The 15,799-nt window shown below is 55.4% G+C and carries 15 protein-coding genes; 1 reads left to right on the forward strand and 14 read right to left on the reverse strand.

Annotated elements, in window-relative coordinates:
* Positions 1–18 precede the first annotated feature (18 nt).
* The 14 genes from eutB to maeB form a co-directional block, all read right to left on the reverse strand.
* A complete protein-coding gene (eutB, locus tag C4F37_RS16455) occupies positions 19–1,380 on the reverse strand; it encodes an ethanolamine ammonia-lyase subunit alpha (RefSeq protein ID WP_000769961.1) in 1,362 nt (453 codons plus the stop codon).
* A gap of 11 nt (positions 1,381–1,391) precedes the next feature.
* Positions 1,392–2,795 carry an ethanolamine ammonia-lyase reactivating factor EutA gene (eutA, locus tag C4F37_RS16460; protein WP_001539303.1) on the reverse strand — a complete coding sequence of 468 codons (1,404 nt, stop codon included), beginning with the start codon at positions 2,793–2,795 and terminating at the stop codon, positions 1,392–1,394.
* Entirely contained in the window at positions 2,792–3,979 is a 1,188-nt protein-coding gene (gene eutH / locus C4F37_RS16465) for an ethanolamine utilization protein EutH (protein ID WP_001539305.1), read from the reverse strand. Before eutH ends, eutA begins: the two co-directional genes overlap by 4 nt.
* A gap of 516 nt (positions 3,980–4,495) precedes the next feature.
* On the reverse strand, positions 4,496–5,683 hold the full coding sequence (gene eutG / locus C4F37_RS16470; RefSeq protein ID WP_001539307.1) for an ethanolamine utilization ethanol dehydrogenase EutG: 1,188 nt from the start codon (positions 5,681–5,683) through the stop codon (positions 4,496–4,498).
* The gene (gene eutJ, locus C4F37_RS16475; RefSeq protein WP_001539308.1) at positions 5,673–6,509 is read right to left on the reverse strand and encodes an ethanolamine utilization protein EutJ; all 837 of its coding nucleotides are present in this window, start codon (positions 6,507–6,509) and stop codon (positions 5,673–5,675) included. The genes eutG and eutJ overlap by 11 nt, the downstream gene beginning before the upstream one ends.
* Before the next feature lie 10 nt (positions 6,510–6,519).
* Positions 6,520–7,923: an aldehyde dehydrogenase family protein gene (locus C4F37_RS16480; protein ID WP_001075694.1), complete on the reverse strand. Its 1,404-nt coding sequence runs from the start codon at positions 7,921–7,923 to the stop codon at positions 6,520–6,522.
* A gap of 11 nt (positions 7,924–7,934) precedes the next feature.
* Complete coding sequence (eutN, locus tag C4F37_RS16485) at positions 7,935–8,222, reverse strand: ethanolamine utilization microcompartment protein EutN (protein ID WP_000762196.1); 288 nt, start codon at positions 8,220–8,222, stop codon at positions 7,935–7,937.
* Positions 8,223–8,328: 106 nt separating this feature from the next.
* Positions 8,329–8,622: an ethanolamine utilization microcompartment protein EutM gene (gene eutM, locus C4F37_RS16490; RefSeq protein ID WP_000387713.1), complete on the reverse strand. Its 294-nt coding sequence runs from the start codon at positions 8,620–8,622 to the stop codon at positions 8,329–8,331.
* Positions 8,623–8,660: 38 nt separating this feature from the next.
* Positions 8,661–9,677 carry a phosphate acetyltransferase gene (pta, locus tag C4F37_RS16495; protein WP_000584519.1) on the reverse strand — a complete coding sequence of 339 codons (1,017 nt, stop codon included), beginning with the start codon at positions 9,675–9,677 and terminating at the stop codon, positions 8,661–8,663.
* Positions 9,674–10,477: an ethanolamine utilization cob(I)yrinic acid a,c-diamide adenosyltransferase EutT gene (gene eutT, locus C4F37_RS16500; protein ID WP_000651298.1), complete on the reverse strand. Its 804-nt coding sequence runs from the start codon at positions 10,475–10,477 to the stop codon at positions 9,674–9,676. Before eutT ends, pta begins: the two co-directional genes overlap by 4 nt.
* Positions 10,474–11,175 (reverse strand): ethanolamine utilization acetate kinase EutQ, encoded by a 702-nt coding sequence (gene eutQ, locus C4F37_RS16505; protein ID WP_000733877.1) that lies wholly within the window; start codon positions 11,173–11,175, stop codon positions 10,474–10,476. Before eutQ ends, eutT begins: the two co-directional genes overlap by 4 nt.
* Positions 11,150–11,629, reverse strand: a complete 480-nt coding sequence (gene eutP, locus C4F37_RS16510) for an ethanolamine utilization acetate kinase EutP (protein WP_000820792.1) — start codon at positions 11,627–11,629, stop codon at positions 11,150–11,152. The genes eutQ and eutP overlap by 26 nt, the downstream gene beginning before the upstream one ends.
* 12 nt (positions 11,630–11,641) lie before the next feature.
* Positions 11,642–11,977: an ethanolamine utilization microcompartment protein EutS gene (eutS, locus tag C4F37_RS16515; protein ID WP_000356956.1), complete on the reverse strand. Its 336-nt coding sequence runs from the start codon at positions 11,975–11,977 to the stop codon at positions 11,642–11,644.
* 292 nt (positions 11,978–12,269) lie between these two features.
* Entirely contained in the window at positions 12,270–14,549 is a 2,280-nt protein-coding gene (gene maeB, locus C4F37_RS16520) for an NADP-dependent oxaloacetate-decarboxylating malate dehydrogenase (protein WP_001774014.1), read from the reverse strand.
* Positions 14,550–14,837: 288 nt separating this feature from the next.
* Between maeB and tal the strand changes: the two genes are divergently transcribed.
* Positions 14,838–15,788, forward strand: a complete 951-nt coding sequence (tal, locus tag C4F37_RS16525; RefSeq protein ID WP_001003709.1) for a transaldolase — start codon at positions 14,838–14,840, stop codon at positions 15,786–15,788.
* Positions 15,789–15,799: the final 11 nt, after the last annotated feature.

Raw genomic sequence — 15,799 nt, forward strand, 5'->3', positions numbered from 1 at the left:
TGTGTTATCTCCGCGTCATCAGAAGAACAGTGACGGATCGCCCGCCCGTTTGGTCAGGCGACCGTTTGCCATAATGCCCATGCTTTCCAGCCAGCGTTCAAACTCCGGTGACGGACGCAGATTCAGTAACTGACGCACAGTGGCAGTGTCGTGGAATGCGGTGGTCTGATAGTTGAGCATGATGTCATCGCCCAGCGGCATCCCCATGATGTAGTTACAGCCTGCGGTGGCGAGCAGGATCATCAGGTTTTCGTTGAGGTTCTGGTCAGCGTCAGCGTGGTTGGTGTAGCAGCAGTCACAGCCCATAGAGATGCCGCTCAGCTTGCCCATAAAGTGATCTTCTAAGCCTGCGCGGATAATCTGGCGGTCGTTGTAGAGATACTCCGGCCCAATAAAACCGACCACGGTGTTGACGATAAACGGATCGTAATGACGCGCCAGCCCATAGTTACGCGCTTCCATCGTCACCTGGTCTGCGCCGAAGTTAGCGCCAGCGGATAGCGCCGAGCCTTGTCCGGTTTCGAAGTAGAGACAGTTTTCCCCGGCGATACGGTTGAACTCCGCGCCCACTGCGCGTGCTTCATCGAGCATCGCCAGCTCTACACCAAACTCTTTCAGCCCTTTTTCGCTGCCGCAGATACTCTGGAAAATCAGCCCGCCTGGTGCGCCACGACGGATCGCTTCGATCTGGGTGGTGACGTGCGCCAGTACGCAGCCCTGAGTTGGGATGTTGAATTTGTCGATCACGCCATAAATGGTATCCAACACGCGGCTTAAGTTTTCCACGTCGTCAGTCACCGGGTTAACGCCAATCACCGCATCGCCCACCCCAAAGGAAAGCCCTTCGTAGATTTGCGCGGCGATACTTTGCACGTCGTCACGGGTATCGTTCGGCTGCAAACGGGCGCTAAAGGTGCCCGGAATACCGATGGTGGTATTGGCCTTTTTGATCACCGGCATTTTCTTCGCGCCGTAGATCAGGTCCGCGTTGGAGCAAATCTTCGCTACCGCCGCCACCACTTCCGAGGTCAACCCTTTGCGAGTAAAGGCAATGTCGTCAACGCTGGTTTCGTCGCTCAGGACGTATTCACGCAGTTCGCTGATGCTCCAGTTTTTAATCTGGTTGTAGGCCGTTTCGTTAACGTCGTCCTGAATCAGCCGCGTCACGCAGTCATCTTCATAGGCAATCACCGGATTATTGCGGATGTCTGCTACGGTCATTTCCGACAACACCTGCTTTGCCGCCACGCGCTCCTGTGAGCTTGCCGCAGCAACGCCCGCCAGCACATCCCCCGAACGCAGTTCGTTGGCTTTAGCCAGCACCTCTTTTACATCCTTAAACTGATATACATTGCCGAACAATGTGGTCTTTAGTTTCATAAGTCGTTCCCTCAGGAAGGAAATGCGAGTGATTTCACCGTCACCGGCACAACCGATCCGCCAAAAAGAGGCGTACCAATGTCGATATAGTCCCCCGCGCGGACAATCACTTCGTCAATGACTGCCAACGGGAGTTGTTGTAGCTGTGGGCGCAACAACATGCCCAGAGCTTTACCAAAGTCCTGCCCGGCCACCACCAGCAGGGGATGCGGATTCGGAAAACGCGCGACGAAATCGACCAGCGCGTTGATGACCGTCAGTACCGCGGCGTAACGCACAGGCAGCGAGGCGGGAAGCGCCAGCACGTACGCGTCAGTTTTGGGGCAAAGATCCAGTTGAATCAGCGCCTGTTGCCAGGCACTGACCAGATCCGTTTCATCAATCGGGATCGCCACTGGCAAATTGCGCAGCGGCAGTTGTACGCCCTCCAGCCAGATTGTGCTGCCAGAGAGCGAAAGGGTATGAGCACCCGCGCCAATCACCGTGGCGCGCACGGTTTGCGCCGGAAACTGCACGTTCATCTCACGCAGACGCGGATGGTCATGCAGCGCCGTTGCCAGAAGCGGGCCGATATCGGCAAAACAGAACGGGTCGGTGGGCTGGTGGCGATAACATTCGCCTACCCCGCCAGAAAGCGTAATGATTTCGGGCGTAACACCTGCGGGCAGCAAACCGGTTTGCATCAATGCCTGCGCGAGCGGCGAGAGCGTTCCGTCAATCACTTCGACAATCAGCTCTGCCATCCGGCGGGTAACCTGCACCAGCTGCCCGCCAGTCAGCGAACGGGCGTCAGTACCGGCACCGAAGCACTCATCCACAATCATCTGCCCCGGTTTATGAGCGTAAACCACGCGCCCCTGGCTGTCGGTTTCCAGCAGGCGACCGCCGACGTTGAGGCAGGCAGTGCCGCTGATTTTTCCGGCATCGAACAGGGCGTAGTTCGCGGTGCCACCGCCGATATCGATATTCAGGACCCGACACAGCCGTTGTTCAGAAAGGGTTTGCGCCCCGGCACCGTGTCCGGCGATCACGGATTCAAGATGCGGCCCGGCGCTGGCGACGACAAAATCGCCCAGCGACCGGGAGAGCGCCATCACCGCCGGGCGAGCGTTGCGGGTTTTTGCGCTTTCACCGGTGATAATGATGGCACCAGAATCAACGCTTTCCGGCGCAATGCCCGCAGCCTGATATTGCTCGAGGATTAAGGTTTTCAGTTCCGCTTCTTTTAAACCACCCTGTTTATCGACAGGGGTAAAGAACACCGGGCTTTGCCAGCTAATTTCGCGTTTGATGAATTCGTAGCGCGGCACCTGCGACACCGCCGCACGGTTAACCAGCTCCAGGTGGGAGAAGATCACCTGGGTGGTGGTGGTGCCGATATCGATACCGACGCTCAGTAGCTGGCGAGTGTTCACGATTGCGCCTCCGCTTCAGTTTTAGCCGCGGTCGCGTCTTCTTTTGGCACCAGCATCATCGCCACGCCAATTGCCGTTACGCCGCCGATCAATTTGCCGACAATCATCGGGAAGATCATGGCGTTCATGTTGGCAGCGGCGAAGCCTAAATGGTCGCCCAGGGCGAAAGCAGCGGAAACGGCGAAGGCGCAGTTGATGACTTTGCCGCGGGTATCCATCTGCTTCATCATGCCAAACATCGGAATGTTGTTGGCAAGCGTTGCCACCATGCCGGCTGCCGCGATATTGTTCATATTCAGCACCTTACCGACGCTCATCAGCGGTTTTTCAAACCAGCGAGTCAGCAGCAGTACCATTGGATACGCCCCTAACAGAACGCAGGAGATCGAGCCGATAACTTCAATGGCGCGCATCACTTCACCGGGTTTATCGCCAGGGGCCATAAAGATAGGATCAAGACCCGGGATCAGTTCCCAGCCAAGGAGGAATTTCACTACCGCAGCGGCAAGACCGAGGGTGATCAATGCAACGAGGAATTTGGCGAAGATCTGGAAGCCGTTGATCATTTTTTCCGGGATGAATTTCAGCCCCAGCGCCACCAGCACCGCAACGATAAGTACCGGGATCATGTTCATCAGGATCAGCGCAAAGGTGAATTCAACAGGCTGGCCGTTGATCTGCACACCGGAGTACATCGCTACCAGACCACCAGCGATACAGCCAATCGGAATGGTCACTATGCCCGCCAGCACGCCGAGCGCCACCGGAATGGAAAACACAATCGTTGGCCCCATCATCGACCCGAGAATTAACCCAGAGTATAGCCACGCTGCTACGTCACCGCCCGCCAGCTCTTTGGCGAGGAAGAAGCCGCCCATATCGCACGCCAGCAGTGTTCCGGCGAACATTGACGGGTTTGCGCCGAGCATTTCGTAAACCGGGATAATCACCGGTCCGAGAACGTGGGCCAGTACCGGTGCCAGTGCGGTCATACCGACCATCGCCAGGCCCAGAGCGCCCATTGCCATAAAGCCTTCTTCGAACTGACCGCCGGATCCTTCGATACTTTTACCGAACTTACCGAGGAAACGAGCAGAACCGCCGAACTGCGACAGGATCCTGTCTACGGCAGCTATCAGCATAAAGAACATCATGATGTACATGATGATTTCGTTAATTCCCATCGCCTTTACTCCCTGTTAGTTGTTATTTATTGGCGGATGCGGCGTGAACGCCTTATCCGCCCTACATGTGCAATCCCGAAGGCCAGATAAGACGCGGCAAGCGTCGCATCCGGCAATTGCACCGCGCCACTGGCGGATGCGGCGTGAACGCCTTATCCGCCCTACATGTGCAATCCCGTCGGCCGGATAAGACGCGGAAAGCATCGCATCCGGCAATTGCACCGCGCCACTGGCGGATGCGGCGTGAACGCCTTATCCGCCCTACATGTGCAATCCCGTCGGCCGGATAAGACGCGGCAAGCGTCGCATCCGGCAATTGCACCGCGCCACTGGCGGATGCGGCGTGAACGCCTTATCCGCCCTATATGTGCAATCCCGTCGGCCGGATAAGACGCGGCAAGCATCGCATCCGGCAATTGCACCGCGCCACTGGCGGATGCGGCGTGAACGCCTTATCCGCCCTACATGTGCAATCCCGTAGGCCGGATAAGACGCGGCAAGCGTCGCATCCGGCATTTATTGCGCCGCTGCGTACAGGCCGACAATCTGCTCCAGGCTGGCGGTACGCGGGTTACTGCGCAGACAAATATCTTCCAGCGCGGCCTGCGCCCATGCGCCGTAATGCGCAGATGTCGCACCAACATCGCCCAGTCGTTTACCAATCCCAACTTCCGCTATCAGCTCACTTACCGCATTAATAGCGTCACGATCGTCGGATTTTTTAGTTCGCAGCGCCCGACCAACCTGACTAAAGCGTTCACGACAGACCATCCGGTTGAACTCCATCACCGTTGGCAGCAACATGGCGTTCGCCAGACCGTGCGGAATATGCAGCGCCGCCCCTGGCTGATGCGCCATCGCGTGGCATAACCCAAGCCCCGCGCTGGAAAACGCCATTCCCGCCATACATGAAGCCAGCAACATGCTCTCGCGCGCGGCAAGGTCATGGCCGTAGCCCACCGCTTTCGGCAGTGATTTGCCAATCATCGCAATGGCACCAATCGCCAGGCTGTCGGTAAACGGTGTAGCGTTCAGCGCGCTGTACGCTTCAATGGCATGGGTTAACGCATCAATGCCAGTCATCGCCGTGACATGCGACGGCACGCCTTCGGTCAGCACAGCGTCGAGAATCGCCACATCCGGCATCAGCGAGGCGTGGGCTAACACCTGCTTGCGCCCGCTCACCGCGTCGATAATCACCGTCACGTTAGTCGTTTCAGAGCCGGTTCCGGCGGTCGTTGGAATGGCAATCAACGGCAGGCGCGGTTGCAGAACGCTGGTTTCTGACATTTCTGCCAGCGTGCTATCCGGGTTCGTCACCAGCAACGCCACGGCTTTCGCCGCATCCAGCACCGAGCCGCCGCCAAACGCGATCACCCCGTCACAACCTGATTCACGCAACTGCGCCACGGCTGCACACACGTCGGTGATGCACGGTTCGCCCACCGGACATGGCCAGAGCGTCATGGCGATACCTTTAACGGCCAGGCTACGTGTCAGCCCGGCGGTCATCCCTGCCTGATGCAAAAAGCTGTCTGCCATCACGAACAGATGTTTCAACCCACGCGTTTGCGCTTGCTGCCCGCAACTGCTCACCGCGCCCGGACCGCAAAGCGTCACCGGTGGAACGCTAAATGTTTTTACCCGTTGCAGATTCAGGGTATCGAACGCCTGAAAAAGCGCCGTTTGCAATTCACTTTGCATAGATCCCCTCCGCTTTCTCTCGCCCACTACTGGCGATTGCCAGCGGGGTCATAAACAAACTGTGCTGCGGTAAATGCACCTGTAACGCCGGAAATTGTTTGCAAAACAGCGCCGCTACGCCCGGTTGCATACAGGAACCGCCCGCCAGCCATAAATCCGTAATGCCCTGCCCTTCAATATGCCGGGCCACAATGTCCGCCATTTTTTCGTACACCGGTTTCACCGCGGGCCAAATCTCGTCACCGTGACCGCGTTTGTACTGCTCTGCCTCTTCCAGCGAAATACGGCGATTTCCGGCGAGAGTCAGAGAGATGTGATGTCCGCCGGTGGCTTCATCCGCCGAGTACGTCACTTTGCCCTTTTTCACGATGGCAATGCCGGTAGTGCCGCCGCCGATATCCACTACACCGGCGTTGTCCAGTTGCAGCAGATCCGCAACTGCGGTTGGCTCATCCAGCACATGGCTCACTTCCAGTCCGGCAGACTCCAGCACGTTGATGGAAATACGCGGGTCCGTACCAGGAGGAAATGAGGTCGCCGCATGGCTAAAACGGCGACCGAATTGCTGCTCAAGGGTGTCGAGATGGCGACGAACAATGGTGACCGCACCGAAGAAATCCCAGACGATGCCGTCGCGGACCACATCGGCCCAGTCGAGGCATACCGCCACCGGCTGACCGTTGCGGTCGACAACCATCGACACCACATCGCAAGTGCCCAGATCCACCCCCAGCCACAGCGGAGATTCCGTCGCGGCAGGCGTCTGGTTACACAGCGTTGCCGCCGTTTGCAGACGTGGGGTGAGCCATTGTTCATCGTGCGCCATCGGTTACTCCTTAAACAATGCGAAACGCATCGACTAATACACAGCGACGCAGACGGACAAACGTCCGCGCGCTGGTTACCCCTTCACCGGTTGGCGTGGTGATGGTCATCGTGGTCCAGCCTTCCCCGCCCAGCCCCAGCCCGGCAATACACGGTCCGTTCTTAACGAAAATGCTGGTATCAATGGCGTTCGCCATCTGGTTCATGTTTTCGATATTGCGCGAGTGCATTGCCGCCGTGTGGTGGCAACCGCCTTCCAGTTTCACCGCCAGCGCAATGGCATCCGCCACGTTGGCGACGCGCACGACGGGCAGCACCGGCATCATCAGTTCGGTCACGGCAAACGGATGTTCTGCGGTGGTTTCTACAAACAGCAGTCGCGTTTGTTCCGGAACTTTAAGGTCGATTGCCGCCGCGATTTTCGCCGCATCGCGACCAACCCAGTCACGGCTGACGGTGCCTTTTCCGCACTCGTCGATATTTTTCAGCAACACCGATTGCAGTTGCTGCGCCTGCTCTGCGGTCAGTTTCACCGCATGCTGGCCTTCCATCAGACGCATCAGTTCATCGGCTACGCTATCCACAACAATCAGTACCTTTTCGTCGGCACAAATGATGTTGTTATCGAAAGACGCGCCTTTGACGATGGACTGAGCAGCACGGGCGAGGTCGGCGGTTTCATCCACCACTACCGGCGGGTTGCCAGCGCCTGCGGCAATCAGACGTTTATTGGTGTGTTTACGCGCCGCTTCCACTACCGCTTCGCCGCCGGTCACCACCAGCAGGCCGATACCCGGAAACTTGAACAAGCGTTGCGCGGTTTCGATATCCGGATTTGCTACGGTAACCAGTAAGTTTTCCGGCCCGCCTGCGGCAACAATCGCCTGGTTGAGCAGCGTAATCGCCCGCTGGGAGACTTTTTTCGCCGCCGGATGCGGGGCAAAAATGACGCTGTTGCCCGCGGCAATCAGGCTGATGGCGTTGTTAATTACGGTTGCCGCCGGGTTAGTGGAAGGCGTCACCGAAGCCACCACGCCCCAGGGTGCGTTTTCAATTAGGGTCAGGCCGTTGTCGCCAGTCAGCACTTGCGGAGAGAGGCACTCAACGCCTGGTGTGCCGCGCGCCTGAGCGACGTTTTTGGCAAATTTATCTTCAACGCGCCCCATGCCGGTTTCACTGACGGCAAGTTCCGCTAAATCTCTGGCGTGTTTTTCGCCTGCTTCACGAATGGCAGCAATGGCTAACTGGCGCATTGCCACGCTTTTTAACCCTTGCTGGGCGACTTTGGCTGCCGCAACGGCGTCATCCAGGGACGCGAAAACGCCCATCTCATGAACGGCGGCGGGCGGCGTGTCACTGCTTTGCATTTTCAGCAGTACCGCTTTCACCACCTGTTCAATATCCTGTTGATTCATGATGTTCTGCCTTATTTGTGGAAAATGACCTGACCGCCAGACACCACCTCATCGACAATGCCAATCACGCACAGATCGACCGGTGACGTTTCGCTTTTATGCGCCTGGCGGGCGGAACTGCCACTCACCAGTAACACCCACTCCCCGGTTCCCGCGCCAATATTGTCGATGGCGACGGCGCATTGCCCGTCAGGATTACCTTGTGGATCAATCATTTCCACCATCAGCAATTTGTCATGCGCCAGTCCGTGATGGCGTACGGTACAAACAATTTGTCCAGTGACGACTGCCAGTTTCATACCCGCCTCCGTGGCGTATTTCAGGTAAAAGCTCCCCCTACCCTCCGCAGAAGGTAAAATGAAAAAGGAGAGAGCGTGACGCCCGAATCGACGTCACACAAGGTGATTACAGGTTGCTGCTATCGCCTTTCAGGCCGATCGGGAAGACTTCTTCCAGGTCGCCGTGCGGACGCGGGATAACGTGTACAGATACCAGCTCGCCGATACGCTGTGCCGCTGCGGCACCTGCATCGGTCGCGGCTTTACAGGCTGCAACATCACCACGAACCATGGCAGTACACAGGCCGCCGCCAATCTGCTTAACACCAACCAGCTTGACGCGCGCAGCTTTAACCATCGCGTCAGAAGCCTCAATCAGTGCAACCAGGCCCCGGGTTTCGATCATTCCTAATGCTTCCATTGTGCTTTCCTCTTTATCAGGGTCCAGAACGGGACCGTTCATTCAACCAGTGTTTGTAAACTGCTTTCGTGGTTCACTTCTGTCTGACGCGGCACAGCTGCCACCAGCGCCAGTTCGATAATTTCCTGCACGCTACAACCACGAGAGAGATCGTGCATCGGCGCGGCAAGTCCTTGTATCAATGGCCCGACGGCACGATATCCGCCAAGTCGTTGTGCGATTTTGTAGCCAATATTTCCTGCCTCCAGCGACGGAAAAACCATCACATTAGCTTTGCCCTGTAACGGGCTGGCAGGCGCTTTTTGCGCCGCCACTTCCGGCACGAAGGCGGCGTCAAACTGCAACTCGCCATCGACAACCAGCTTTGGTGCGCGCTCACGGACGATTTCTGTCGCCTGCTTGACGTTGGCAACGCAGGGGTGACGGGCACTACCGTTGCTGGAAAACGACAGCATCGCCACGCGCGGTTCTTCTCCGGTGATGGCGCGCCAGGTTTCGGCGCTGGCAAGCGCGATATCCGCCAGTTGTGCCGCCGTCGGCTGTGGCACCACGCTGCAATCGGCAAAGCCCAACGCCGGACCGCTGTACTGTGGCAGCATCAGGAAAATGGATGAGAGCGTTTTACAGCCTGGCTGCAAGCCGATAATGCGTAATCCGGCACGCAGCACATTCGCCGTGGAAGAGAGGTTGCCCGCGATACAGACATCCGCTTTACCGGCGCTGACCATTGCGGCGGCGAACATCAGCGGATCGGTAAGTTTTTCCAGCGCATCCGGCGGCGTTTTTTCGCCCGCGCGGGCCAGCCAGCGATGAGCAAATTCTTCCCGCATTGCGAGGTTGCCATGCGGATCTATCACCTGTAGCCCGTCCATCGCCACGCCGTGACTGAGCGCAAACTGACGAAGTTCAAACGGATTGGCGACCAGAATGGGCGTTGCCAGACCTTGTTGATGTAAATATTGCGCAGCTTTCAGCACACGTTGATCTAACGCATCCGGAAAAACTACTCTGGCGGGCGCTCGCAACGCCAGTTCACGACAACGTTTAATAATCATTGCGTTTCCCCCAGTCGTTGTTGGATCTGCTTCACCGTTAGCGGCTGCTTCGTTACGCTCAGGATCATCATCACGTAGACCGTGCTGGAAAGGCGGTTCAGCGCCTGCAAAATGTCCGGGCGTAATACTTCAAAGCTGCGGGTGATAAAGACCTGCGCCGCTACGGTTTCGGTTTCCCGCACTTTGGTGCGTAACAGATTCAGCAACGCCGCATCGCGCCCGTGGCTGGCTTCCGGCACCAGATGATCGTGGTCGAGATAACGCAGCGGCTGGTGAGAAAGCCGATGCAGATCTTCGTCAGAAAGCCCGACAATCGCCTGACAGCCCAACGGTTCCCCCAGCGCATCGGCACGCATAATGTTGCCAAGACGCGAACGGATATCCGCCAGCCACGGCTGCCACGGTTCCGCCAGTTCAATTTGCAGCCACACTGCCAGCGCAATGGTGCTGTCGAGAACAGCGCGAAAACCCAGACGCGGATCGCTTTTGGCGACCATTTTTTCCGCCGACAGGTGAGTCAGCGTATCCGGCTTTTTTGCTACCGGCTGGCGGCACAGTTCGCAGCACGCCTGCGGATGTTCATCGCTACTGGTCAGCCCGTGAACGGGCTGCGGCTGCTGCTGTTCATCGTCAACAAACAGGCGGCCCTGCTCGTCAATAAACTTGATGCGCAGATGGCGGCTTTCCAGTAACTCCCGGGCAGAGGGCGTCAGGCGACTGTCCGCAGGGAGATGGATCTCTGCGCCTTCGCTGAGCGTATGGTTCGCTCTTAGCCATGCTTCGGTGATGAAATCTTTCATAGGGATTGCCAGTTAGCCGGCCAGGCGACATACAGGAATTTCACGCTGGATGTCGTACCAAATTCGATACTGGAGCCTTTCGGGATAAACATCACATCGCCCGCTTTGGCGATCATAGTTTCGCCTTCGTGGCGAACATGCAGCTCCCCTTCCAGCACCATGTCGATTTCGTCGTAGTTCAGGGTCCACGGGAAGAATGCGTTCTCCCACTGCATAAAACCAGCGGCCATACTGCTGCCGTCGTCTCCGGTCACGAGATCAGTCAAGCCTACGCAGTGTGGCTGTGCGCCGTCGAAACGACCAAACTTGACGCTGCTGCCATCAATAACTTTGATGCCGCCTTTGCCGGTCACCGATTTAAAGCTCGGCTGCAGTGCACCCTGTTCCAGCGACTGTTTTTCCTTCATCACTTTTTCCATCAGCTGCGCGACCAGGCTTTCGGTAAACTGACCTTCCGGCAGTTGGGCGATAATGGTTTCACGGATGCGCTGGCTTTCGGTTTTATCGGCTGATGCGCTGGCGGGAACAGACGCCGTTACCGGGATCGATTCATCACATTCGGTGATGGTAAAACCCAACAGATCAGCCACTTCACGAGCTTCCGGGGTAATAATGCTGGCGCGCAGAACCACGGACATTGCCAGTTCGCCGCGCGCGTGTGCTTCACGAATATCATTCGCTGTGATGAGTTTTTTCACCTGCTTCCTCCTGTTTGGTGAGAGATGCCAGATAATCCACCAGTTGCTGCACGCTTTGCGGGTCGTGGCTGTTTAGCTCGAAAATCGGCTCTTCGAAGCCCGTCTCAAGCAATAACTTTCGCGTTGCGGCGACGTCAGCATCTGGCATGTCCGTTTTACTGATGACGGCGATTTGCCGTTTGCTGACGCCAATATCCAGCAACCCAGCAGGCAACCGACTTTCCGGGTCATTCGCGCCGTGGACATAGATCAGCATGTCCACATCCTGTAGCGTGGTAATTAAGGCGTGATACCAGCGGGGATGGCTAAAATATTCACCCGGTGTATCAATATCGCCATTATCATTAAATTCCACGGTCTGTGTTTTTCTTGCGAGGGTATAATTCCCCTGCAACGCATTAAATAACGTTGTTTTTCCTGCCCCGACGGTACCCACAAACGCAATTCGTTTCATGAATGCCTCGTATTAACTTTTGGTCATTTCACAAAGCGTATAATTTAATAAGCGTCCTAAACCACTGACGGTTTGTGATAACGCTTCTTCTACTGCGCCCACCGAGCCATAAATCACCAGCGCGCCGCTAAAACGGTCGAGAAAACCGATATGCACATCGGCGGCTTTCAACGCTAAATCACCGGCGATCATCGCCGTTTCTCCGGGAGTTAGCGTCATAATGCCGATTGCGCCCGCATCCGGAACGCCGATTTTCTTCGCCAGTTCCTCGCCGGGATGCGCGATGAGATGCGCCAGTGTGACCTGTTTACCGGGCACAAATTCCTGAATGATGCGTTCTTTATCCATGAGTCGCCGCCTGTGAAAAACTTTCGTGTATCGTGACAATTTTTCGTCAGAGTAAATAACAAAATTCGGCAAGCGCGTTTAAAAGGTGAGGTAGATCACTAAGAATGGAGAGATATTTGCTGTGGTGCATAAACTTTCATATGCAACGCATGAATATAAATAAAATAATATCGAGATATTTTATATACTGATTTTTTTATTATTCGCAAACTCAGTAATAAACTTTACTAATATATTGCAGCTAAACCGCTTACCCTGAATATTCAGGGTAAGCGTGAGAGTTAAAAAAGAATTACAGCGGTTGGGTTTGCGCTTCAACCACGGCCAGCGCCACCATGTTGACGATACGACGTACCGATGCGATCGGCGTTAACACGTGAACCGGTTTCGCCACGCCCATCAGCACCGGACCGACAGTCACACCTTCCGAGCTGGAAACGCGCAGTAAGTTGTAACTAATGCGGGCAGCTTCCATGTTCGGCATCACCAGAATATTAGCGGAACCTTTCAAAGGGCTGTCCGGCATACGGTCGTTGCGAATCGCTTCCACCAGCGCTGCATCGCCGTGCATTTCACCATCAATCATCAGTTCTGGCGCACGTTCCCTGACCAGTTCCAGCGCCTGACGCATTTTGCTCGACGACGGGCAGTCAGAAGAACCAAAGTTGGAGTGCGACAACAGAGCCACACGCGGCTCAATACCAAAACGACGAACAGTTTCTGCCGCCATCAAGGTGATCTCCGCCAGCTCTTCTGCATCAGGCTCATCATTGACGTAGGTATCGGCAATAAAGGTATTACCACTCGGCAACAGCAGCGCGTTCATTGCACCTGCGGTGTGAACGCCATCGCGATAACCAAAGACATTTTTCACCACGCTAAAGTGTTCATGATAATCGCCCACCGTACCGCAAATCATTGCATCGGCTTCGCCACGCTGAACCATGATCGCGCCGATCACTGTCGGGTTACTGATCAGCGCACGCTGCGCCTGTTCCTGAGTGACACCGCGACGCTTCATGATCTGGAAGTATTCGGTCCAGTACTCTTTAAAGCGCGGATCGGATTCGTTATTGACGATCTCAAAATCAACGCCCGCCTTGATCTGCAAGCCCAGTTTCTGAATGCGCATTTCGATCACGTTCGGACGACCAATAAGGATCGGTTTCGCCAGTCCCAGCGTTACCAGTTCCTGAGTGGCATGCAGAACGCGCGCCTCTTCCCCTTCCGGCAGAACTACGCGCTTCGGCGCTTTGCGAGCCTGGGAGAAAATCGGCTTCATAAACAGGTTAGTTTTGTAAACGAACTCTGTCAGCTTGTCGATGTAGACGTCGAAATCAGCAATCGGACGCGTCGCCACGCCCGACTCCATCGCCGCTTTCGCCACCGCAGGAGCGATCTTAACGATCAAGCGCGGATCAAACGGTTTTGGAATGATGTATTCCGGACCAAAGCTCAGATCCTGATCGCCATACGCTGAAGCCACCACTTCACTCTGTTCCGCATGGGTCAGTTCTGCAATCGCGCGTACCGCCGCCAGTTTCATCTCTTCGTTGATGGCGGTTGCGCCAACGTCCAGCGCGCCACGGAAGATAAACGGGAAGCAAAGGACGTTGTTCACCTGGTTCGGGTAGTCGGAACGGCCGGTACAGATGATGGCATCCGGACGCACTTCTTTCGCCAGCGGCGGCAGAATTTCCGGTTCCGGGTTCGCCAGCGCCAGGATCATTGGCGCACGGGCCATTTTCTTCACCATTTCCTGGGTCAGCACTTTCGGGCCGGAACAGCCGAGGAAAATATCCGCGCCTTCAATCACATCATCGAGGGTACGTTTACCGTCATCCACCACCGCGTATGCGGCTTTGGTTTCCGCCATGTTTGGCTCACGGCCCTGATAGATAACGCCTTTTGAATCGCAAACCACGATGTTATGTTTTTGCAGACCCAGCGCTACCAGCAGGTTCATACAGGCGATTGCTGCGGCACCCGCGCCAGAAACCACCATCCGCACGTCGGAGATGTTTTTCTCCACCACGCGCAAGCCGTTGAGGATGGCGGCAGTGCTGATAATTGCCGTGCCGTGCTGATCGTCGTGGAATACCGGAATATTCATCCGCTCGCGCAGTTTCTGTTCAATATAGAAACATTCTGGCGCTTTAATGTCTTCGAGGTTGATGCCGCCGAAGGTCGGTTCGAGCGCAGCGACGACTTCAATAAATTTGTCCGGGTCGAGTTCATCAACTTCAATGTCAAATACATCAATCCCGGCGAATTTCTTAAACAGAACGCCCTTGCCTTCCATCACCGGTTTGCCTGCCAGCGCGCCAATGTTGCCTAACCCCAGCACCGCCGTACCGTTAGAGATCACCGCTACCAGGTTACCGCGCGCGGTATATTTGTAGGCTTTTAACGGGTCTTTTTCGATTTCAAGACAAGGTGCGGCAACGCCTGGTGAGTAGGCCAGCGCCAGATCGCGCTGCGTTGCCAGAGGCTTGGTTGGAGAAACCTGGATTTTCCCTGGAACTGGAAATTCATGGAAATCAAGTGCACTTTGTTTTAACTGGTCATCCATTTGGTTGTTCCTTTCACGTAACGTTCACAAATAAAGTGTGTGGGCAACAGCCCCTGTCCACAACGTGGCGCACATTATTACCCTGCCGGAGTCTACAGACTTTGAGCAAGTCCAAACTCTCACCATTAATATAATGTTTTGGTAATAATCCTATAACACTGATGTTACCTGCTTAATCCAGCAATACCATGCCTGTCTGCTATGCTTTTTTGATGCGTTTAGCGAAATTTCTCAGAAGTGTGAATTAACGCACTCATCTAACACTTTACTTTTCAAGGAGTATTTCCTATGAACGAGTTAGACGGCATCAAACAGTTCACCACTGTCGTGGCAGACAGCGGCGATATTGAGTCCATTCGCCATTATCATCCCCAGGATGCCACCACCAATCCTTCGCTGTTACTCAAGGCTGCCGGATTATCACAATATGAGCATTTAATAGACGATGCTATCGCCTGGGGTAAAAAAAATGGCAAGACCCAGGAACAACAGGTGGTCGCAGCGTGTGACAAACTGGCGGTCAATTTCGGTGCTGAAATTCTCAAAATCGTACCCGGTCGCGTGTCAACAGAAGTTGATGCACGCCTCTCTTTTGATAAAGAAAAGAGTATTGAGAAGGCGCGCCATCTGGTGGACTTGTATCAGCAACAAGGCGTTGAGAAATCACGCATTCTGATCAAGCTGGCTTCGACCTGGGAAGGAATTCGCGCGGCAGAAGAGCTGGAAAAAGAAGGTATTAACTGCAACCTGACGCTGCTGTTTTCTTTTGCACAGGCGCGGGCCTGTGCAGAAGCAGGCGTTTTTCTGATTTCGCCGTTTGTCGGGCGTATTTATGACTGGTATCAGGCACGCAAGCCGATGGACCCGTATGTGGTGGAAGAAGATCCAGGCGTTAAATCAGTACGCAATATCTACGACTACTATAAGCAACACCACTATGAAACCATTGTGATGGGCGCGAGCTTCCGTCGCACCGAACAAATCCTCGCCTTAACCGGCTGCGACCGACTGACTATCGCACCGAATTTGCTGAAGGAGCTACAGGAAAAAGTTTCGCCAGTGGTACGTAAATTAATCCCACCTTCTCAGACGTTCCCACGCCCAGCTCCCATGAGCGAAGCGGAGTTCCGTTGGGAGCACAATCAGGATGCGATGGCGGTAGAAAAACTGTCTGAAGGCATTCGTCTGTTCGCCGTTGATCAACGCAAACTGGAAGATCTTCTTGCCGCCAAACTATAAACCAGCCACGG

It is taken from the genome of Escherichia sp. R1, from assembly GCF_003000935.1.
GTDB lineage: Bacteria > Pseudomonadota > Gammaproteobacteria > Enterobacterales > Enterobacteriaceae > Escherichia > Escherichia coli.

Excerpts from the sequence above, each read along its gene's own strand:
- eutB (WP_000769961.1), bottom strand. The coding sequence starts at position 1,380 with ATGAAACTAAAGACCACATTGTTCGGCAATGTATATCAGTTTAAGGAT.
- eutH (WP_001539305.1), bottom strand. The coding sequence starts at position 3,979 with ATGGGAATTAACGAAATCATCATGTACATCATGATGTTCTTTATGCTG.
- eutG (WP_001539307.1), bottom strand. The coding sequence starts at position 5,683 with ATGCAAAGTGAATTGCAAACGGCGCTTTTTCAGGCGTTCGATACCCTG.
- eutJ (WP_001539308.1), bottom strand. The coding sequence starts at position 6,509 with ATGGCGCACGATGAACAATGGCTCACCCCACGTCTGCAAACGGCGGCA.
- C4F37_RS16480 (WP_001075694.1), bottom strand. The coding sequence starts at position 7,923 with ATGAATCAACAGGATATTGAACAGGTGGTGAAAGCGGTACTGCTGAAA.
- eutN (WP_000762196.1), bottom strand. The coding sequence starts at position 8,222 with ATGAAACTGGCAGTCGTCACTGGACAAATTGTTTGTACCGTACGCCAT.
- eutM (WP_000387713.1), bottom strand. The coding sequence starts at position 8,622 with ATGGAAGCATTAGGAATGATCGAAACCCGGGGCCTGGTTGCACTGATT.
- pta (WP_000584519.1), bottom strand. The coding sequence starts at position 9,677 with ATGATTATTAAACGTTGTCGTGAACTGGCGTTGCGAGCGCCCGCCAGA.
- eutT (WP_000651298.1), bottom strand. The coding sequence starts at position 10,477 with ATGAAAGATTTCATCACCGAAGCATGGCTAAGAGCGAACCATACGCTC.
- eutP (WP_000820792.1), bottom strand. The coding sequence starts at position 11,629 with ATGAAACGAATTGCGTTTGTGGGTACCGTCGGGGCAGGAAAAACAACG.
- eutS (WP_000356956.1), bottom strand. The coding sequence starts at position 11,977 with ATGGATAAAGAACGCATCATTCAGGAATTTGTGCCCGGTAAACAGGTC.
- maeB (WP_001774014.1), bottom strand. The coding sequence starts at position 14,549 with ATGGATGACCAGTTAAAACAAAGTGCACTTGATTTCCATGAATTTCCA.
- tal (WP_001003709.1), top strand. The coding sequence starts at position 14,838 with ATGAACGAGTTAGACGGCATCAAACAGTTCACCACTGTCGTGGCAGAC.